Below are 21,163 nucleotides of genomic sequence, written 5' to 3' on the forward strand. Positions count from 1 at the left end.
ATTAACTGTTGAGATTAACAGTTTACAATTTATAATAAAATGGCAAAAAAAGGTAACAGAGTACAGGTTATTTTAGAATGTACTGAGCATAAAGAAAGTGGCATGCCGGGTATGTCTAGATATATTTCTACCAAAAACCGTAAAAACACTACTGAGCGTTTAGAATTGAAAAAATTCAATCCGGTATTGAGAAAAGTAACCGTACATAAAGAGATAAAATAATTGAATGATAGATTGATTGAATGATTGAGTTTAATTCATTCATTCCAACATTCACTAAATTCAATCATTAAAATTATAAGAACATGGCAAAGAAAGTAGTTGCAACCCTTAAAACAGGAACAGGTAAAGAATACTCGAAAGTAATTACAATGGTTAAATCACCTAAAACTGGTGCTTACTCATTCAAAGAACTTATCGTACATAACGACCACGTTAAAGATGCTATTGCATCTAAATAAGGTTAATATTTTTTAATATTAAAAATATTAAAGGCCGTTCCGCTTTAACCGGAAGGGCTTTTTTTGTTATATAAAATTTTTATATGGGCCTATTCGATTTTTTTAAGAAAAAAGAAACTGCACCCGAAGCTCAAGAAGCACTTGATAAGGGTTTAGAGAAAACCAAAGACGGTTTTTTCAGCAAAATAACAAAAGCTGTTGCTGGGAAATCATCTGTAGACGACGAGGTTTTAGATAATCTGGAAGAAGTTTTGGTTACCTCCGATGTTGGGGTGAGCACAACATTAAAAATTATCAAAAGGATTGAAGAACGCGTTGCAAAGGATAAATACCTTTCTACCTCTGAACTGAACTTTCTGCTTCGAGACGAAATTCAATTGCTCCTCTCTGAGAACAACAGCAATGACTTCCGCCAGTTTGAGTATGGCGATCATAAACCTTATGTAATTATGGTGGTGGGCGTAAACGGTGTAGGTAAAACCACTACAATTGGCAAATTGGCGCATAAGCTTAAAGAATCTAATTTTAAAGTTGTTTTAGGTGCCGCAGATACGTTTAGGGCTGCCGCCGTAGACCAGATTAAACTTTGGGGCGAACGCGTTGGTGTTCGGGTAGTGGCACAGGCTATGGGTTCTGACCCGGCTTCTGTAGCTTTTGACACCCTCCAATCTGCCGTAGCAAACCAAGAAGATGTAGTTATTATTGACACTGCAGGTCGTTTGCACAATAAAATTGGCTTAATGAATGAGCTGGGAAAAATTAAGCAGGTAATGCAAAAGGTTGTTCCTGGGGCGCCTCACGAGATATTATTGGTTCTGGATGCTTCGACAGGTCAAAATGCTTTTGAGCAGTGTAAACAATTTACAGAAGCAACGGATGTAAATGCATTGGCCATTACCAAGTTAGACGGAACAGCAAAAGGTGGGGTAGTAATCGGGATTTCTGATCAGTTCAAAATCCCCGTAAAATATATTGGCGTTGGTGAAAAGATGAACGATTTACAGCTCTTTGATAAAAAAGAATTTGTAAACAGTTTATTTAAATAAGCATTAATAATCGACAGATTAATGCTATCGTCATGCTGAATTTATTTCAGCATCTATCGTTGGTGAAGACCCTGAAATTATTTCTGGGTGACGGGCATTGCTAACTTGCCAAACACAATAGTAAGATTAAGTGTAAGATGAATACGAAAGTAGTAAGAAGTAAAACAACAGTTAAGCAACCTAAGGTGAACGTGATTACCCTGGGCTGTTCTAAAAATATTTATGATTCTGAGGTTCTAATGGGTCAGCTGAGAGGCAACAACCTCAATGTAGTGCATGAAGCAGAAAAAGTAGGCAAAGACGACATCGTGGTAATCAATACCTGTGGCTTTATTGATAATGCCAAGCAGGAATCTATTGATACCATTTTGCAGTTCAGTGAATTAAAAGAAGCAGGAAAAGTAGGGAAAGTGATTGTTACGGGCTGTTTATCTGAACGCTACAAGCCAGAACTGGAATCTGAAATTACTAACGTAGATGCATTTTTCGGAACCAATGACTTACAGAACATTCTTCACGAGTTAGGTGCCAACTACAAACACGAACTGATTGGCGAACGTTTACTGACTACCCCTTCTCATTTTGCTTATTTCAAAATTGCAGAAGGCTGTAATCGTCCATGCTCTTTCTGTGCCATCCCCTTAATGCGTGGAAAGCACTTGAGCAAGCCAATGGAGGAATTAGTTAACGAAGCAAAGATCTTAGCTAAAAACGGCACTAAAGAGCTTATTTTAATCGCCCAGGACTTAACCTATTACGGCCTGGATCTTTATGGAACCCGTAAACTGGATGAATTGATGCGTCGCCTGTCTGATGTTCCCGGCATTGAGTGGATCAGGTTACAATATGCCTACCCATCGGGCTTCCCAATGGAAATTTTAGATGTGATGAACGAGCGTGATAACATCTGTAAATACCTGGATATGCCACTTCAGCACATTACCGATAATATGCTGAAATCGATGAGAAGAGGTACAACCAAGCAAAAAACCATCGACCTGGTAAACCAGATCAGAGATAAGGTTCCTAACATTGCCATGAGGACCACTTTAATTTGTGGTTACCCTGGAGAAACCGAACGTGACTTCGAAGAGATGAAAGAATGGGTAGCCGAAACTAAATTCGATCGTTTAGGCTGTTTCACTTATTCTCACGAAGAGAAAACGCATGCTCATACTTTAGTGGATGATGTTCCGGAGGAGGTAAAGCAACAACGTGTTGATGATATAATGGAAATTCAACAAGGCATTTCTTTCGATATTAATCAGGAAAAAGTGGGTCAAACTTTTAAAGTATTGATCGATAAAAAAGAAGGCGATTTCTTTGTGGGTAGAACAGAATTTGACTCCCCAGAGGTTGATAATGAAGTATTAATCGATGCTTCAACAGGTTATGCTGCCAACGGAAGCTTTGTACAAGTTAAAATAGACCGTGCCGAAGATTTCGATCTTTACGGAACGATTGTATAGTATATCTTTTTAAAAAGATATTTTCAAGTCCTGATAGTGAATAACTATCGGGATTTTTTATGTGCAATCAACTACAAACTGCCTAAAAGCTATGCACCCTTATGACTTGCTTTTTAAAGCTTAGGAATTGTAGCGTTTGATGATGATCAGCCGTTTACACTAAAAAACCAAATAGCTAAATATGAAAAAGATACTCTTTGCGCTTTTAGTGCTTTTTATCGCCAATGTTGGCTGCAAAAAAACAGGAATAGACGGAGGCGGTTTATGTGCATGCTCTCCTGTTGTGCAACCGAGTATGGCTTTTCTGATCAAGGATGCAAATGGCATTGATCTGCTTAACCCAAAAACGACTGGTTATTTTGAAAAGACTAAAATCCAGCTCTATGCCAAGGATGCCAATAACACAATCAAGCAGGTTAATTTTGATATCCGTCAGCCTTTCTCCTACACCAACAACCTCGCAGTAAGCTATTATCAGCTTAGCTCTTCTCAAATCATGAGTGTTGCCAAATCAGAAAGTCTAAAGTTTTATTTAAAGCTCGGTGATACCAAACTCTATGAAATAAAGTTGAAAGTAAACAACTATTTTGTGGAGAAAGTGACGGTGGATGATTTAGAAATAAGCAAAGAGTTCCCCACTATTCAAGAACCAACAATCAATAACATTTACAGCATAAAAATTTAATGCTCATTCTTTTCTAAAATAAAGAACTGTCTCATAAACTCAGTTGGCTCATATTTGTCACATTGAGCCTGTCGAAATGCTCTAATAGTACTTAATTAGTGTTCTTCGACAAGCTCAGTATGACAATTGATCTTTATGAGATTCCTATTTTTGTTATTATTTTTTAGGTTCTGGTCGGTTTTTAATCTGACTTGGTTTTAACCAAATCTTAGCGCCCTTAGCGTTTACATAATACTTCTCATTTTTCGAATTGATGTAAACATTCGAGCCATCGGGAGCCATTTTGCCTTTCCAGGTTTTATCCGTTACTTTTGCTTCTCCCTTAACGGCTACTTCAGCAGTCTTATTGCCAACTGATTTTGCGCCTTTGCCAATCGCCTTCCCGGTTTTATCTAAGGCTTTACCTACTTCTGTTTTCTTTTCTTGTGCACTTACACTAAAGGTTAATCCTCCAAAAAGCGCCAGGGTTAAAAACCCAATTAAAAATTTCTTTTTCATATGTTCATTATTATTAAATGGTTCTAACACTAATAGCCTTCATGAATTGCTGCTATTCAGAGATATAACATATGTAGTATTTTTTTGTTTTGGTTGCGCAGACTTATCGAAGATCTTTGGGGAATTGAACTAAGGGAGGTATTTTTTTTTACCGCAGCGCACAGTGAGAAGGCATAAAGCTTGGCTTATACTTTCTTCTATGGCTTATATGGTTCAAATTATTTTTTACCATTTAAGGCATGTAACCTCAAATAACCTGGCTGTCTTTTACCGCAGAGCCCACAGAGAGAAGGCACAAAGGACACAAAGCTTGGCGTATATGACTTATATGGTTCGAATTATTTTTTACCACCTAGGCAATGACATCTTAATACTTGATACTTAAATCTTGATACTCAATACTTGATACTTAATTCTCGATACTAATTAAGCTTCTCAGCCAACAGCTTCATTTCTATAATCGGAGACCGTTTTTCATACAAAATTCCATGAACAGCCTTACAAATCGGCATATCCACTCCATACTCCTGGTTTTTGAGGTGCATACATTTTGCGGCGTAGTAACCTTCTGCAATCATATTCATTTCCAGTTGAGCAGATTTTACAGTGTAACCCTTCCCTACCATGTTGCCAAAGGTACGGTTGCGACTAAACTGAGAATAAGCGGTTACCAGAAGATCGCCTAAATAAGCAGATTCTTTGATGTCCCTGTCGATGGGATGTACCGCATCAACAAAGCGTTTAATTTCGCGAATGGCGTTACTAATCAATACCGCCTGGAAATTATCGCCATAGCCAATCCCATGACAAATACCACTCGCTACGGCATAAATATTTTTGAGTACCGCAGCATATTCTGTCCCATAGATATCATCAGAAACATTGGTTTTGATATAGCGGGTATTTAGAAAGGATGCAAATGATGATGCTTTTTCAATATCGGTACAAGCGATGGTGAGGTAAGAAAGTTTCTCCAGGGCTACTTCTTCAGCATGGCAAGGACCACTTACTACCAGAATATCGTGATAAGGTATTTGATAATTTTCGTGTAGGAACTCACCAATAATGAGGTTATCTTCGGGTACAATCCCCTTGATTGCAGATACCATTTTCTTGCCCTTCAAATCGGCGGCAGTAATATGAGCTAAGGATTCTTTTAGAAAGGCTGCAGGAACATTCAAAACAATATAATCGGCACTGGAGATCACCTCCTGAATGTTGGAGGAGATATTGTCTCCATTTAATTTTAACTCCACAGAGCTGATGTAATGTGGGTTATGCTTAAATTTTTTAATGTGCGATATGGCTTCTTCATTACGCATCCACCAGAAGATCTCCTTCTCCGTTAAATTATCAGCAAGCATCTTTACGATGGCAGTAGCCCAGCTTCCGCCCCCTATCATTGCTATTTTAGGTACCATGTTTATAAAATAAAAATCCCGGTTTAAAAGTTTTAAACCGGGACAATTTAATTATTTAATATGGTTATCGGTAGCCTACTTTTTAGCGTCTTTGCTAAAGAGTTGGTCTTTAGAGGTTTTTTCTACCACCATTCCATCTTTTAATTTATTTTGAATGGCAGAATAAGGACCGGTTACAATTTCTTGTCCGGCTTTCAAGCCCGAATTTACAATGATAGATTGGTCGTTCTGAATACCAGTTGTGACTTCAGTTTTCTTTACTTTCTTGGCCTTAGCATCATAAAGGTATACAAACTGCTTAATTTTCTTGTCGTTCAATTTAGCTTTCTGTTTGTCTGCATCCTGACCACCATCTTTTGCTGCCTCTCCATCCGTTTTACCAGCATCGGTAAATACCGCCTGGATAGGAATAGTTAATCCTGTTTTAGACTCACTTTCTATATCTACGGTTGCAGACATCCCCGGACGGAAGATGGATTGTTGTTTTCCGGCTAAAGTTTCGTTGATTCTGATTTTAACAGAAAAATTGGTTACCTGATCAACCGATGAGGTTGTAGTAGCACCAACTGCTGTTGATGAACTCGCAATTTCTGTAACGGTACCATAGAATTTTTTATCTGAATAAGCATCTACATCAATCGAAGCCTTATCGCCCACTTTAACACGGGTAATATCATTCTCATTTACATCAACATTTACTTCCATTGATGATAAATTTGAAATACGCATAATTTCTGTACCTGCGTTCTGTGAAGTTCCCAGAATACGGTCGCCCAACTCAATAGAAAGCTTAGAAACCACTCCATCAACTGGTGCATATATGGTTGTTTTCGCTAAGTTGGCTCCTGCCTCTTTTACGTTTGCCCCCATTTGCTCCAGCGTATATTTGGCGTTTACTACATTTGCTTTCTGACTGGCCAATGTGGCCTTTGCCGATAAATAAGCAGCTTTTGCTGAGTCGAACTCAGATGCTGAAATTACCTTCTTATTAAACAATTCTACATTACGCTTGTAAGTAGCTTCTGCATTAACAAAATTAGCTTGATTTTGAGCCAGTTGCTGTTCTGCAGAAGAAATGCTGGCTTTTTGTGCATTATAACTCGCCACAGTTTTGTCATAACCAGATTGCAATACATCGGGTCTTACCTTACAAAGTAACTGACCTGCCTTAACAATATCTCCTTCTTTTACCTTCAGCTCCACTACCTCTCCAGAAACCTCCGAACTTAGCTTAACTTCCGTTTCAGGTTGTATTTTACCACTTGCGGTAACCGTTTCTATTACCGTTTTATCTGATGCTTTTTCTGTAGTCACTTTCTCGGTTTTATTTCCGCCGATCACTCCTGTAAGTTTAAGTATCAACAGCAAGCCAAGAATAGCTCCTACGGTAATTAATATATGCTTCAGTTTCATAATATATCTTGTTTCTTTGATTGGTTTAAAAAATAATTTCTTTGCCTAAATAGTAATCGATCACCTTGGCTCTGAAAATTAAGTCATACTTGGCTAATATAAAATCGATTTCTGCCTTATTTCTATTGGTTTGTGCAGTACTGAAATCCAAAGAATTCACTAAGCCCACACCATAACGCTGCTCAATTACATAAAAAGCATCTTTCTGCGCCTGAAATGCATTTTGGGTAGATCTGTAACGGCTTTGAGCAGCATTTAAATCGGCAACGGCCTGATTGATTACTTTAATTAAGTTGTTTTTAGCGAGCTGCTCATCAGTAATACGCTGTTGATAAACAATTTTTGCCTTTCTTACATTTGATCTGGCGTTGAATCCATTAAATATAGGAATTGAAATATTCATGCTGATAAATTGTCCAAAGTTTTCTGACAACTGATCTTGGAATGATTTATTTGGAAATAATGGATTAGAGTTGAATTGGTAGTAATAAGCCGATCCTAGCCCTCCCCCTAAAGAAATTTGTGGATAATAACTTCCTTTTGCCACACTAATGGCCTTTTCAGCAGCTTTAGAATTTAGTCCTGCCAATTTGATATCTGGAAAGGAATTAAGCGCCTGCTGATAAATCTCATTAGGTACATATTTGGTCTGAACATCGTTCAACTCAGTCACATCTGGTGCCTTTACCGCAAAAGTCATCGGCGGTTGAATTTCCATCAACTGCCCCAATGTAAGATAAGAAACAGACAATTGATTTTGAGCATCCGTTAAATTAAGTTCTGCTGTTGCCGCCTGAGACTTGGCCTGAGAAATATCAGCCAATGTTTTGTTCCCTACATCCAATAAAGCCTGTTCTCTTTTCAAGGTCTTATTGGCAACGTCCAGCTGTTGCTGCGTTGCTTTAACCTGGTCCTGATTATTCAAAACCTGAAGATAGGCCGTAACCACTTGTAAAATCAGGTCATTTTTAACCTTTTCTACATTCGTCTGGTCGGCGGCCAATAATATTTTATTTTGCCTGATTTGATTCAGTTTTGCACCACCCCCAAAAAGTGTAATATTTGTACTTAAGCTCGGATTAAGGTTATAGTTCTGGGTATTCTCGAATAAACCCGACACCTGCTGACTCCGTCCCCATTGCATGGATTGCCCTATACTTCCGCTCAATGTAGGTAACAGCGCATTTTTAGATTGCCTTAACGTTTCATCGCTAACTGCCGCGCTAAAAGCAGCTTGTTTAATGTTCAAGTTGTTCTTTAAGGTATTTTCTACAGCCTGTTTAATGGTAATTACCTCCTGGGCATTTGCAATTTGATTAAAACTGAGCGTTGAGAGCAAGACAACACCAGTAAAAAACTTATTCTTGGTAAACATCTTCATAATTTATTTTCAAATCTATATAAATGGCTTTAATAATTTCAATGTATACAGGCAATTAGTACCTTTGGTATTAAATGTACCTGATCAAATCACCACTTTTACTTAAATGGTATTACCCATCGTTATTGTGGCATAAAGCCCGCAATGAAAAAGTCATTTATCTGACCTTTGACGACGGACCTATACCCAATGTTACAGATTTTGTATTAAAAACTTTAAAAGCATTTCGTTCAAAAGCTACTTTTTTTTGTATTGGTGATAATATTGTTAAAAATCCGGAGGTTTATGCCCGTATTATCAATGATGGTCACGCCATAGGCAACCATACATTTAACCACCTCAAGGGCTGGAAAACTGATGATCAAACCTACGTTGAAAATACGATGGCTTGTCAGCAATTAACACGCACTAACCTTTTTCGGCCACCTTACGGAAGGATCAAAAAAAGCCAGATCAGTAAACTAAAAGCAGTTTTCAATTCTCAGTCTCCAAATATTAGCTCCACTGCTGCAAATCGCGAATTACAAATCGTAATGTGGGATGTACTCAGTGGTGATTTCGATATTAATCTTTCTCCGGAAAAATGCTATCAAAATGTTATTAAACATACCGAAAATGGTTCTATAATTGTTTTCCACGATAGTTTAAAGGCTTTTGAACGTTTGGAATATGCTCTTCCCAAAGTACTGGCTTATTTCACGGAAAAAGGCTTCAAATTTTCAACGCTGTAAGTTGATCCATTGATGTGGTTAAAATAATAAATGCCCAAAACTTCAGTATTTAGGGCATTTACCAAGAGTATTCTATTGCGAAGTCTTCGGTATTGAGCATTGGTGTTCAAATACGAAAAGGATTATTTGAGCATTACCGAAGGCGTTGTATTTTTGATAAAAATGAGCGCATCAAAATCGTATGCAAGGTTTACGGGTATTTCGTAGGGTTTCCTCAAATCCGAATTAATGTGGCTTATGGTATTTTTTAGGCCAGAGAAAGGACTGTTTTTAGTCAGATAAACAAAGAAATTATCAAACTTTTGTGTTGCGAATAAAGCGGTAAAATTATCTTTTGGAACATCAAGTGAATGTTTGGTGAAGGTTGCAGCATTATACTCATCAACAGAAATCACGGTAACCGTTCCCTGATAAGTATCAAATGCAATATTGAAGAATTTTTGGCCATACCTTTTAGCTAAAAAATGTCCAAAGGGCTTATAGCCTTGGGTAGTATCTTTGGAAAGATGAACATTGTGCCCCCAAACAATAAATTTTCCTTTAGCTTTAGTTTGACGATCTATCAGGCTTTGGGCCATTAAACTATCGCGTGTCAGATAATTGGAATTTGTTAAATCATCGAAACCAAAGACTTCTATTTTTTTCCCTTTCGTTTTTGCATTATAAGCTTTAATCCATTCGAACAAGTCGTATAATGATTGCGTTTTGTAGAGCCTAAAGTCAGCCATAATCTCATTTAAATTCCCGGTTCCGGAAAGCACATATTGGTTTACTTTTTCTACCCATTGTGCCGGAAATTCGAGTCCTATCTGCTCATAATTCCTATTGGTAATAAGGTGTTTAATCATGCTATTCTTTTCTCTGAAAAACTCTTCAGTACCGTGAGATGACTCAGCTAGGCCGAGTACTTCATTTCCTTCTAATCGGGCATCTAGCTGTTTGAAATAATCCGATTTCAGATCAACGATATTCTGGCTTAGCCAATTTTGGATTTCCGGGGTGTTTTTTTGAGCCTGAACGCCCAAAAACAAGAGCAAAAGCAAAGCAGTATAAGTAAGTCTTATCATATTTTTATCCTTTAGATGTAATTTGGTAACCATTTCCATAAATATACTTTTCTTATCCCTAACTTAAAGGAATATGGCCGCAAAAGCGCCTCTCGGAACAACGAGTATATTACGATGACAAAAGCATAGTTTAGAACAATTCCAAATTACGTAATCGCCTGCTTAAATTGTATTTAAAGGTTGTTTTTTGTATTTTTGTTTTAAGCAAAAAACTGATTTTTTCGCTTAAAAACCGCAAATAATTCACAAAACAATATTCTTTTGTAGAAAGCAGGTGTATATTTTGCAGCACACAGTTTTAGCAAAAGAATAAAATATCTAAGATGAGTATTTATAACGATTATATCCAGGAGATTGAAGACAGAAAAGCTCAAGGTCTTCACCCTAAACCTATTGATGGAGCAGAATTATTGAGTGAAATCATCACTCAAATCAAAAATGTAAACAATTTTAACAGAGAAGATGCTGTTAATTTTTTCATATACAACACCTTGCCTGGTACTACAGGTGCGGCTGTTGTAAAAGCACAATTCTTAAAAGAAATTATTTTAGGCGAAGTTATTGTTGCAGAAATAACCCCTGATTTTGCTTTTGAATTGTTATCGCATATGAAGGGTGGCCCTTCTATAAAAGTTTTGTTAGACATCGCTTTGGCGGATAACGGAGACAAAGCGAAAAAGGCGGCAAACGTTCTTAAAACTCAGGTTTACCTGTACGATGCCGATACCGATCGTTTAAAAGAGGCATACAACAATGGCAATGAAATTGCTAAAGAAATATTAGAAAGCTATGCCAAAGCTGAATTCTTCACAGAATTACCACCGGTTGCTGAAGAAATTAAAGTAGTGACGTTTATCGCCGGTATTGGTGATATTTCTACGGATTTACTGTCTCCAGGCAACCAGGCACACTCTCGTTCTGATCGTGAATTGCATGGAAAATGCATGATTACACCTGAGGCCCAAGAGGAAATCCAGGCCTTACAAGCACAACATCCTGATAAAAGTGTTATGCTGGTAGCCGAAAAAGGGACCATGGGTGTAGGCTCTTCACGTATGTCGGGTGTAAACAATGTGGCACTTTGGACGGGCAAAAGATCCAGCCCTTATATCCCATTTGTAAACATTGCCCCAATAGTAGGTGGTACCAATGGTATTTCACCTATTTTCTTAACAACAGTTGATGTAACTGGTGGTATTGGTATCGACCTTAAGAACTGGGTTAAGAAAACCGATGAGCATGGTAATGTTATTCGCAACGATAAAGACGAACCGGTTTTAGAGCAAGTTTATGCTATAGAAACGGGTACAGTTCTGACCATTAATACCAGAACTAAAAAATTATATAACGGCGATCAGGAGTTGATCGACATTTCAAAAGCCTTGACTCCGCAAAAAATGGAGTTTATCAAAGCTGGCGGTTCTTACGCTATTGTATTTGGTAAAAAAATCCAAACTTTTGCTGCGAGAACCTTAGGCATCGAACCTTCGGCAGTGTTCGCCCCGGCTAAAGAAGTATCCGTTGATGGTCAGGGTTTAACTGCTGTAGAAAAAATATTTAACAGAAATGCTGTAGGCTTAACACCAGGCAAAGTTTTACACGCGGGCTCTGATGTTCGTGTTGAAGTAAACATTGTAGGCTCACAAGATACAACAGGTTTGATGACCGCTCAAGAATTAGAGGCAATGGCTGCTACAGTTATTTCTCCAATTGTTGATGGCGCTTACCAATCAGGCTGTCATACTGCATCTGTTTGGGATAAAAAAGCACAGGCAAACATCCCTAAACTGATGAAGTTTATGAATGACTTTGGTGTGATTACCGCCCGTGATCCTAAAGGCGAATATCATTCCATGACCGACGTTATTCACAAAGTATTGAACGACATCACTATTGATGAATGGGCGATTATCATTGGTGGCGATTCCCACACCCGTATGTCTAAAGGGGTTGCTTTCGGTGCAGATTCGGGTACGGTAGCTTTAGCATTGGCAACCGGCGAGGCTTCTATGCCAATCCCAGAGTCAGTAAAAGTAACCTTCAAAGGCCAAATGAAAGAACACATGGATTTCCGTGATGTAGTTCATGCGACACAATTGCAGATGTTACAGCAGTTTGATGGTGAAAACGTTTTCCAGGGTCGCATTATTGAGGTACACATCGGTACTTTATTAGCTGATCAGGCCTTTACTTTTACCGATTGGACAGCAGAGATGAAAGCTAAAGCTTCTATCTGTATTTCTCAAGATGATACTTTAATCCAATCTTTAGAAATTGCCAAACACCGTATTCAAATCATGATAGACAAAGGTATGGACAACCATAACCAGGTTTTACAAGGTTTGATCAATAAAGCAAACAAAAGAATAGAGGAAATTAAAACAGGTATCAAACCGGCTTTAACACCAGATGATAATGCAAAATACTACGCTGAAGTAGTGATTGATCTGGATGTAATTAATGAGCCAATGATTGCCGATCCGGATGTGAATAATGCCGATGTTTCTAAGCGTTATACCCATGATACCATTAGAGACCTAACCTACTACGGTGGCGATAAGAAAGTAGATCTTGGTTTCGTAGGGTCTTGCATGGTACATAAAGACGACTTGAAAATCGTTTCTCAAATGTTGAAAAACGTAGAGACTCAAACCGGTAAAGTAGAGTTTAAAGCGCCTTTGGTAGTTGCGGCTCCTACATACAATATCATCGATGAATTGAAAGCAGAAGGTGATTGGGAATACTTACAAAAATACTCTGGATTTGAATTCAGCGATGCCTTACCTAAAAGTGCAGCAAGAACGGAATATGAGAACATCATGTACTTAGAACGTCCGGGTTGTAACCTTTGTATGGGTAACCAGGAGAAAGCAGCTAAGGGCGATACTGTAATGGCTACCTCTACACGTTTATTTCAGGGCCGTGTGGTAGAAGATAAAGATGGTAAAAAAGGAGAGTCTTTATTGGCCTCAACGCCAGTAGTGGTTCTTTCTGCTATTTTAGGTCGTATTCCAAGCATTGAAGAATATAAATTAGCAGTAGAAGGGATCAACTTAACCAAGTTTACACCTCTTTCTACGAAACAATAAGGTAGTTTATCTTGTTCAGCACGTACAATTAAGAACATTTAAAAATTTAAATATTATGGCTTTTGATATAGACATGATTAAAAAGGTTTACGCTAATTTTGGCAGCCGTGTAGATGCAGCTCGCAAAATTGTTGGCAGACCTTTAACATTATCAGAAAAAATATTGTATGCTCACCTTTGGGATGGAGATCCTAAGAAAGCATTCTCTCGTGGAACTGATTACGTAGATTTCGCACCAGACCGTGTAGCCATGCAAGATGCTACGGCTCAAATGGCGTTACTACAGTTTATGCAAGCTGGCAGGCCTAAAGTTGCTGTACCTTCAACAGTACACTGCGACCACTTAATCACAGCAAAAGAAGGCGCAGCAATTGACCTTCCTCATGCTAAAACGGAGAGTAAAGAGGTATTTGATTTCTTATCATCTGTTTCAAATAAATATGGCATTGGTTTCTGGAATCCGGGAGCTGGTATTATCCACCAGGTAGTTTTAGAGAATTATGCTTTCCCAGGCGGAATGATGATCGGAACTGATTCTCATACAGTAAATGCCGGCGGCTTAGGCATGGTCGCTATCGGTGTTGGTGGAGCTGATGCCTGTGATGTAATGGCTGGTTTACCCTGGGAGCTTAAATTCCCTAAGTTAATCGGTGTTAAATTAACCGGTAAATTAAATGGCTGGACTGCTGCTAAAGATGTAATTCTTAAAGTTGCCGGTATCTTAACTGTAAAAGGTGGTACTGGAGCTATTGTTGAATATTTTGGTGATGGTGCAACCTCTATGAGCTGTACAGGTAAAGGGACGATCTGTAACATGGGTGCAGAAATTGGTGCAACTACTTCAACCTTCGGTTATGATGAGAGCATGGAGCGTTATTTACGCGCTACAGACAGAAACGAAGTGGCTGATGAAGCCAACAAAATCAAAGCCTATTTAACCGGAGATTCAGAAGTGTATGCAAATCCTGAAAACTATTTCGATCAGGTAATTGAAATCAACCTGGATGAATTAGAGCCTTATTTAAACGGTCCTTTTACACCAGATTTAGCAACACCTGTTTCCCAAATGAAAGTGGAAGCCGAGAAAAACGGCTGGCCTTTAAAAGTAGAATGGGGATTAATCGGTTCTTGTACGAACTCTTCTTACGAAGATTTATCAAGAGCAGCTTCCATCGCTAATCAGGCCATTGCTAAAGGTTTAACTACAAAGGCAGATTTTGGTATTAACCCAGGTTCTGAGCAAGTTCGTTATACCGCAAACCGCGATGGTTTCTTAAAAACTTTTGAAGATTTGAATGCTACAATCTTCACCAATGCTTGTGGTCCATGTATCGGTATGTGGGACCGTGTAGGTGCAGAAAAAGCAGAAAAAAATACTATCGTTCACTCGTTTAACAGAAACTTTGCTAAACGTGCGGATGGGAACCCGAATACCTTTGCTTTCGTAGCATCTCCAGAAATGGTTGCTGCAATCGCAATTTCAGGTAACCTGGCATTTAACCCGCTAACAGATACCTTAACTAATGATAAGGGCGAGCAGGTTAAATTAGATCCACCAACGGGAGATGAATTACCTAAAAAAGGTTTCGCTGTGGAGGACGCCGGTTTCCAGGCTCCTGCTGAAGACGGTTCAAAAGTGGAGGTTTTAGTTTCTCCAACTTCTCACCGTTTACAATTGTTAGATCCTTTTACCCCTTGGGAAGGTACAGACCTTAAAGGCTTAAAACTATTGATTAAGGCTAAAGGAAAATGTACTACCGACCATATTTCTATGGCTGGTCCATGGTTAAAATTCCGTGGTCACCTGGATAATATTTCTAACAACATGTTAATCGGTGCAGTGAATTACTTCAACGATAAAACCGATACTGTTAGAAATGAATTGACTGGTGAATATGGCCCTGTTCCTGCAACTCAGCGTGCTTATAAAGCTGCTGGCTTAGGTTCAATCGTAATTGGTGATGAAAACTATGGTGAAGGATCATCTCGTGAACATGCTGCCATGGAGCCCCGTCACTTAGGTGTTCGTGCCGTATTGGTAAAATCATTTGCCCGTATCCACGAAACGAACCTTAAGAAACAAGGGATGTTGGGTTTAACTTTCGCCAACAAAGAAGATTACGATAAAATTTTAGAAGGTGATACGGTAGATATCTTAGGTTTAACTGAGTTTGCTCCGAATAAACCATTAACATTGGTTTTACACCACCTTGATGGTACTACTGAGCAATTTGATGTTAACCACAGTTATAACGACCAACAAATTGAATGGTTTAAAGCTGGTGGTGCATTAAATATCATTAGAGCTGAAGCTGCCGCTAAGGCTGGACTTTAACAGTCTAAAGTTTAAAATAAAAATCCCGTTTTGAGTAAAAATCAGAACGGGATTTTTATATTTTAGCCACAAGCTAACAAAGTTGGCGATAAAACCTTCTTTTCAGGTACCATCTTACACGAATAAGTTTATTTCAAATTATTCAGTTGTATTAGCAACTATTATAATTCCATTACTCAAACTCATGTCCACAGGTATAACAGTGATAACACTTGTTTGCCCCAACTGGATAAGTTGCGGTTAAAAAAGCCAGAATTTTGGCCCACAGTGTAAATTTATTCTTGGTGGCCATGCCAAATCCCACATTACTTGAGCCACATTTCTCGCAGAGGGTGGTTTCAACGGCATTACCTTGCGCCTGACCCTCATCCTCTACTTCTAAAACATTTTCTTCTGCTAGAAGCTGGTTTATTTGCTCAACGTCGCGCTCGAAAACAATTAGCTTCACTCCTCCAATCGCCTGATTATATAGCGGATTAAGCGTTGCTACATTTTCATCTGCCAAAAAGCAGGCAAAGCCGCTGTCATCCAGCCTGGCCTTAACAATATTAGCTTCAATGGGGTTATAATAAGTACTGTAAACTATGGTTCTGTCGTTCATTTAGATGCGCATTAAGTGTAATTATGACCTTAAGATACAATAATTGTTACACCTAAACCCCTAGCCCTAATGATCCAAAAATTCCTGCCACCAGTAACCTGATCTTTTAATCGTACGTTGTTGTGTTTTAAAGTCATTATACACCAGGCCGAACCTTGCATTATAACCTTCGGCCCATTCAAAGTTATCCATGAGTGTCCAGGCCATATAACCCGTAATATTAAGTCCCTCTTTTTTTGCTTTCAATACAGCCTCCAGATACAGTTGAAAGTAATGAATGCGTTCTGGATCATCCACTACATTATCAATCAGTTTATCGTGATAGGCAGCCCCGTTTTCGGTTATCATGATATTCTTTACGTTAGGATAAGCCGCAAACTGTTTGATAATATTGTAAAAACTATCGGCATTGATTTCCCAACCCATGGCAGTATGTGGCTTTTTCCTGCTTTTAGCCTTTACCTCCCAGGCCTGAATAACGGGAATAAAAGCATTGTATTTTACCGTTAGTGGAAAATAATTCTGGAGCCCTATAAAATCAAAATCAAATTTCATGCGGTCATTCTGCCTCCAGGTACCGTATTCCAATTGAAATTTCTCTAACACATCCCAATCAGCCGTTGGAAAACCCATGCCCAGTGTTGGTTCGATAAAAAATCGATTGATGAGGCAATCTACGCGTTTTGCTGTTTGAATATCATTATCGCTCTGGGTGTAAGGAATAATTTCGGAGCAGGAATAGGTGGTGCCAATATTGGCCATGTTAACTTCTGCACGAATAATTTTAGCCCCATCTGCTTGTGCCAGTGCAGTATGTAGCGCAGCAGAGAAAAAATTGCCTAATCCGGTTTTCCCGGGTGCATGCACGCCCAGCATGTAACCCAGCGAAGTAAAACCGAAGGGTTCATTCAGGATGATCCAGTTTTTAACCTTGTCGCCATACTCTAAAGCGCAGATGCTCACAAAGGTATTGAAAGCTGAATTGATGCTGAAAGTCGTCCAGCCCCCTTCCTCTTCTAATGCCTGGGGCAAATCCCAATGGTAAAGCGTAACATAAGGTGTAATGCCATTGGTTAAACATTCGTCAATGAGATTATGGTAAAAACGGATCCCCTGTTGGTTAACCTCGCCCCTCCCCATTGGTAAAATACGCGACCAGGCAATGGAAAATCTAAAAATTTTAAATCCCAACGTCTTAATCAGTGCAATGTCTTCCACATAGTGATGATAAAAATCGCATGCTTGATCTGGCTTATGCCCATTTTTAATTTTACCGCTTTTGGCTGAAAAAGTATCCCAAATGGATTTACCTTTACCATATTGCTCTGCTGCCCCCTCAATTTGAGCTGCTGCCGCTGCAATACCCCAATGAAAGTCTGAACCGAAATCGCTTGCCTTTATCATATCAATTAATTGCCAGCATAATTTGCAAGTTTAATATTAACAAATCATTAAAGATAAAGTTGATTTTTGAATTCCCGATGATTTAGGGTAATGGCGGTAATTCAGTCTCCTCCCTAGTCTTCCAATGCCATTAACTTAAGAAGGTCTTCGACAGGCTCAGACAGCATTTAGCTTAAGTTAATAGCATTGCCTAGTCTTCATCCAGCGATAGGCCGATCTGTTTCAGCAAAATACCGGCATTAAAGGTAGTACAAGGACCTTGTTTCAGCTTGTAATCAAATTTCATCTCGCCTGCCAGGAGCTGGATGTCAAAGTGAAAATTGCGAAGCGTTACGGGATTTTTGTCCTTTAAATCGGCCAATTGTAAATCGTGAGTGGCAAATAATGCAGGAGTCTTTTCGGCAATAAGCTTTTCTACAAAAACCTTCGAGCCCAGATATTTATCGCGACTATTGGTTCCACGCAACATCTCATCAATCAATACCAGGGTACTCTTATCCTTAACTACATGATCCAATATCATTTTCAGGCGGTTGAGTTCTGCCTTAAAGGTTGAAGTACTCTCGTTGAGTGAGTCTTTTATTCTCATATAGGTGTTCAAAGCAAAAACCGAAGCAGACATTTCGCTTGCACATACTGGTGCCCCCGCATAAGCCATAACCAAATTAATCCCAACAGTTCTTAAGAAAGTACTCTTACCCGCCATGTTAGAGCCTGTAACAATATCTACCGTGGGTTTTGCTTCAAAGTTAAAATCATTGTTCACCCGATCCTGAATCCTGATTAAGGGATGCCCCAAATGCTTGGCATCAAGTGTAAAAGATTCTACTAGCTCTGGGTAAACCCAGTTAGGCTGATTGTGAGCCAATGTGGCAATAGAGATGAGTTCTTCAAAGTCGCCAAGGTGATTAAGCGCAGACACCACGTCTTTACTACAGGATTGATACCATTTATCTAAGCTAATACTACACCTTAGGTCCCAAAGAAAAAGTGCGTTTAAGATCCCTCCAACAATAATATTTAATCGGGCATCGAAATTCTGAATAATTTTGGAAAGTGCCTTAATTTCTTTACTCACCGGGATTTTCGAATCAAACAGATTCAAGATATAGCTGCTTTTCCAATCGATCTTTTCTGTCCACAGGATAGCTTCAGCGTAACCATTCAACAGATTGGAGCCACCTCCAAAACCGTAGAAAACCTGGTTAATTTTTGCATTTAACAAAATATTCCAGCCCATATGGATGATTAAATAAATAACCAGGATGTTCCAAAATGCTCCACTAATCAAAATCCCCGACAAAATTAATCCCAATGAAATATAGGGCACTAACTTTACATAGAAGCGAAGAAAACCATGACGCACAAAATTTAGTTTTTTGTCCAGCTGATGCGTTAATTGTTCCTTGATTAATTCAATTTGATTCGACTCATGACCATGAAGGTTAGCCCTAAAATCAAAGATTTCGTCAATTTTAGTAGCTACTTCCTTTATTGCTTCTTGCCGTTGATGTATCACTGCCAGCGAGCCGGCTTTCGAGAGCTTGAGTGCCAGTTGATCATTTCCATTTTTAGTACTACACCTATTGATCAGGGCAAACAATGATGAGGAGCCAAATATGTCAAGGTCGGAAGTATAAGGATGCAACTCTGATTCATATTTAACACCATGGTCGTAGCCATTTGGCTTTCCGTTCAACACATTAGATTCATTCTGATAAACCCAAAGCAGGTCTTTTTGATAGGACACTTCAATATCTAATAAACTTTGCTTGCGTACAATAAAAGCAAAAACAAGAACTGGTATAACTAAGGCAATCTGAATAAGTGCGCGCCAGCCGTCGTTCTCCGACTTTAGCAATAACACAAAGAAAAAGATCTCCAGTAAAAACAGTCCTACTCTGTAAAGTGATAGCTTATCTATCAATTTTTGGAGTGCAGAAATATGTTTTTCTATCTCGCTTATTTTCTGGCTGTATCTGGCTAAAGTATTTTCTTGCATGGTCAACATGGTTATTGGGCGCTTTTAATCTATGTGTTGTGATCGATTAAATTGTTTTTTTAAAAAACAATTCTCTAAGTTTGAATCTCAAAAAAGCTAAGATAGGGAAATAATAGATGAAGATCACGCTTATTGCCATTGGTAAAACGGAAGATAAATATTTAATTGAAGGCATTGACAAGTACATCAACCGCCTGAAGCATTATATCAATTTTAATTTTCTGCCTATACCCGATGTAAAGAATGTTAAGAATTTAAGTGAGGCACAGCAAAAAGCCAAGGAAGCGGAGTTACTGCACAAACAAATCAATAATGGCGATGTTGTTATCTTATTAGATGAGAAGGGAAAGAAATACTCTTCGGTAGAATTTTCCAACTATCTAAATAAGCAAATGGTGGGCAGTGTTCAACACTTAATCTTTATTATTGGTGGCCCTTACGGTTTTGACGAATCGATTTATAAAAGGGCTAATGGGCTAATTTCGCTTTCGGATATGACTTTTTCACACCAGATGATCAGACTGTTCTTTGTTGAACAACTTTATCGTGGCTTTAGCATTTTAAAGGGCGAACCTTACCACCATGCTTAATGAATCTATGGAATACTTAAGCATTTATCATCATTAAAATAAAGACTATGTTATTAGATAAATATAAAAGAGAATACCGCTATAAAAGCAATCAGCGTGGCAACAGTAAAGCTTTATGGATCAGCATTATTATCTCGCTGATTATTGTAGCCATACTTTGGTATTTTTTTTAATAAAAAAAGAGGCTGTATCACAAAGATCAATTATCATCCTAAGCTTCCCGAAGTAAAACCGGGACAAGTTGCCGATGGACCTGATGAAGCTTTATTAAAGCGTTTCGGCAGGCTCAACGTGGCAGGTTAGAATGAGGATTAACTGGTGAAACAGCCTCTTTAAATAAGATTAAAAAGGCTTAAACGCCTTTTTTACTTGTCATGTTTGCTTTTTTAGCTGGCGCTGATGTTTTAGTGGTTGCCTTAGCATTAGCTGGCTTAGCTGCTGCTTTAGGTTTTTTGTCTAATTTCTCCTCAGCTATCTTCGTTTCCGCATCTGCAGCAGGTACTTCCGGAGCCTCTTCAGTAAACAAAGGAAGGTCTTTAAGTAAGTTAAACCAAGAAATGATTTTCTTCATATCAGAGGCATAAACTTTCTCCACATCGTGATTTGGCGCAACCTCATTGAAAAACGAACGCAATGTTGTTCCATCTGCCTTCACATCAGGAGTACTTCCTTTTGCAGAAATTCTGTTAAAAATATCTACCAGTTTAATCTCTTCGTCCTCACCATAAACAGTAATGTCTTCTAGTGATGCCAATTTGGTATTGGTCATGTTGGCTACGATTTTAGTTTTAGCCTGATCAAGACTTTCTAAAATATAACCCACTTTATTTTGACCTACCAGTTTGAATAGACCTGGTCTGCCTGAAACGGCAACAATTCCTCTTAAATTCATATTTTTTTGAGATATGAGATTTGAGCTATGGGAAATGAGCACTTACTCAAATCAAATAACTGAAACTCTTGTTCTTTA

At 38.6% G+C, this 21,163-nt stretch carries 19 protein-coding genes; 10 read left to right on the forward strand and 9 right to left on the reverse strand.

Going from position 1 to position 21,163, the window contains the following annotated elements; genetic code table 11:
- Window positions 1–39: 39 nt before the first annotated feature.
- The 5 genes from rpmG (at window position 40) to BMX11_RS12670 (ending at window position 3,661) form a co-directional block, all read left to right on the forward strand.
- Entirely contained in the window at window positions 40–222 is a 183-nt protein-coding gene (rpmG, locus tag BMX11_RS12650) for a 50S ribosomal protein L33 (RefSeq protein ID WP_010599807.1), read from the forward strand.
- Window positions 223–305: 83 nt separating this feature from the next.
- Window positions 306–461 carry a DUF4295 domain-containing protein gene (locus BMX11_RS12655; RefSeq protein WP_010599808.1) on the forward strand — a complete coding sequence of 52 codons (156 nt, stop codon included), beginning with the start codon at window positions 306–308 and terminating at the stop codon, window positions 459–461.
- An 83-nt stretch (window positions 462–544) separates the two neighbouring features.
- A complete protein-coding gene (gene ftsY / locus BMX11_RS12660; protein WP_090884819.1) occupies window positions 545–1,507 on the forward strand; it encodes a signal recognition particle-docking protein FtsY in 963 nt (320 codons plus the stop codon).
- 137 nt (window positions 1,508–1,644) lie between these two features.
- The gene (rimO, locus tag BMX11_RS12665) at window positions 1,645–2,976 is read left to right on the forward strand and encodes a 30S ribosomal protein S12 methylthiotransferase RimO (protein WP_090884821.1); all 1,332 of its coding nucleotides are present in this window, start codon (window positions 1,645–1,647) and stop codon (window positions 2,974–2,976) included.
- A gap of 181 nt (window positions 2,977–3,157) precedes the next feature.
- Window positions 3,158–3,661 (forward strand): hypothetical protein, encoded by a 504-nt coding sequence (locus BMX11_RS12670; protein WP_090884823.1) that lies wholly within the window; start codon window positions 3,158–3,160, stop codon window positions 3,659–3,661.
- 156 nt (window positions 3,662–3,817) lie between these two features.
- Here the strand turns inward: BMX11_RS12670 and BMX11_RS12675 are convergent, their stop codons facing one another.
- The 4 genes from BMX11_RS12675 to BMX11_RS12690 all read right to left on the reverse strand — a co-directional run bounded on the left by BMX11_RS12675 (window position 3,818) and on the right by BMX11_RS12690 (window position 8,368).
- Window positions 3,818–4,159, reverse strand: a complete 342-nt coding sequence (locus tag BMX11_RS12675) for a hypothetical protein (RefSeq protein ID WP_090884825.1) — start codon at window positions 4,157–4,159, stop codon at window positions 3,818–3,820.
- 422 nt (window positions 4,160–4,581) lie between these two features.
- The gene (locus BMX11_RS12680; RefSeq protein WP_245738658.1) at window positions 4,582–5,580 is read right to left on the reverse strand and encodes an NAD(P)H-dependent glycerol-3-phosphate dehydrogenase; all 999 of its coding nucleotides are present in this window, start codon (window positions 5,578–5,580) and stop codon (window positions 4,582–4,584) included.
- A 75-nt stretch (window positions 5,581–5,655) separates the two neighbouring features.
- The gene (locus BMX11_RS12685) at window positions 5,656–6,993 is read right to left on the reverse strand and encodes an efflux RND transporter periplasmic adaptor subunit (protein ID WP_090884829.1); all 1,338 of its coding nucleotides are present in this window, start codon (window positions 6,991–6,993) and stop codon (window positions 5,656–5,658) included.
- A gap of 25 nt (window positions 6,994–7,018) precedes the next feature.
- On the reverse strand, window positions 7,019–8,368 hold the full coding sequence (locus BMX11_RS12690) for a TolC family protein (RefSeq protein WP_245738659.1): 1,350 nt from the start codon (window positions 8,366–8,368) through the stop codon (window positions 7,019–7,021).
- 80 nt (window positions 8,369–8,448) lie between these two features.
- Between BMX11_RS12690 and BMX11_RS12695 the strand changes: the two genes are divergently transcribed.
- Window positions 8,449–9,105: a polysaccharide deacetylase family protein gene (locus BMX11_RS12695; RefSeq protein ID WP_090884833.1), complete on the forward strand. Its 657-nt coding sequence runs from the start codon at window positions 8,449–8,451 to the stop codon at window positions 9,103–9,105.
- A 122-nt stretch (window positions 9,106–9,227) separates the two neighbouring features.
- Here the strand turns inward: BMX11_RS12695 and BMX11_RS12700 are convergent, their stop codons facing one another.
- Window positions 9,228–10,172 (reverse strand): erythromycin esterase family protein, encoded by a 945-nt coding sequence (locus BMX11_RS12700; protein ID WP_175474554.1) that lies wholly within the window; start codon window positions 10,170–10,172, stop codon window positions 9,228–9,230.
- Between the two features lie 323 nt (window positions 10,173–10,495).
- Here BMX11_RS12700 and BMX11_RS12705 point away from each other — a divergent pair, with 323 nt between their 5' ends.
- Both BMX11_RS12705 and BMX11_RS12710 read left to right on the forward strand, forming a co-directional pair.
- Complete coding sequence (locus tag BMX11_RS12705) at window positions 10,496–13,261, forward strand: bifunctional aconitate hydratase 2/2-methylisocitrate dehydratase (RefSeq protein ID WP_090884837.1); 2,766 nt, start codon at window positions 10,496–10,498, stop codon at window positions 13,259–13,261.
- A 55-nt stretch (window positions 13,262–13,316) separates the two neighbouring features.
- Window positions 13,317–15,596 carry an aconitate hydratase gene (locus tag BMX11_RS12710; protein ID WP_090884839.1) on the forward strand — a complete coding sequence of 760 codons (2,280 nt, stop codon included), beginning with the start codon at window positions 13,317–13,319 and terminating at the stop codon, window positions 15,594–15,596.
- A 172-nt stretch (window positions 15,597–15,768) separates the two neighbouring features.
- Here BMX11_RS12710 and BMX11_RS12715 read toward each other — a convergent pair whose 3' ends face one another.
- From BMX11_RS12715 to BMX11_RS12725, 3 genes are all read right to left on the reverse strand, one after another.
- Window positions 15,769–16,197 (reverse strand): putative signal transducing protein, encoded by a 429-nt coding sequence (locus BMX11_RS12715; protein ID WP_090884841.1) that lies wholly within the window; start codon window positions 16,195–16,197, stop codon window positions 15,769–15,771.
- 66 nt (window positions 16,198–16,263) lie between these two features.
- Window positions 16,264–17,601: a GH1 family beta-glucosidase gene (locus tag BMX11_RS12720; RefSeq protein WP_090884843.1), complete on the reverse strand. Its 1,338-nt coding sequence runs from the start codon at window positions 17,599–17,601 to the stop codon at window positions 16,264–16,266.
- A 190-nt stretch (window positions 17,602–17,791) separates the two neighbouring features.
- A complete protein-coding gene (locus tag BMX11_RS12725) occupies window positions 17,792–19,603 on the reverse strand; it encodes a MutS-related protein (protein ID WP_245738660.1) in 1,812 nt (603 codons plus the stop codon).
- A gap of 116 nt (window positions 19,604–19,719) precedes the next feature.
- Here BMX11_RS12725 and rlmH point away from each other — a divergent pair, with 116 nt between their 5' ends.
- Window positions 19,720–20,193: a 23S rRNA (pseudouridine(1915)-N(3))-methyltransferase RlmH gene (gene rlmH / locus BMX11_RS12730; protein ID WP_090884847.1), complete on the forward strand. Its 474-nt coding sequence runs from the start codon at window positions 19,720–19,722 to the stop codon at window positions 20,191–20,193.
- 47 nt (window positions 20,194–20,240) lie between these two features.
- Window positions 20,241–20,366 (forward strand): hypothetical protein, encoded by a 126-nt coding sequence (locus tag BMX11_RS24730; RefSeq protein WP_262502418.1) that lies wholly within the window; start codon window positions 20,241–20,243, stop codon window positions 20,364–20,366.
- A 179-nt stretch (window positions 20,367–20,545) separates the two neighbouring features.
- On the opposite strand, the gene BMX11_RS12735 is transcribed toward BMX11_RS24730, so the two are convergent.
- Entirely contained in the window at window positions 20,546–21,085 is a 540-nt protein-coding gene (locus BMX11_RS12735) for a DUF5606 family protein (RefSeq protein WP_090884849.1), read from the reverse strand.
- Window positions 21,086–21,163 lie beyond the last annotated feature (78 nt).

It is taken from the genome of Pedobacter rhizosphaerae (assembly GCF_900111155.1).
GTDB lineage: Bacteria > Bacteroidota > Bacteroidia > Sphingobacteriales > Sphingobacteriaceae > Pedobacter > Pedobacter rhizosphaerae.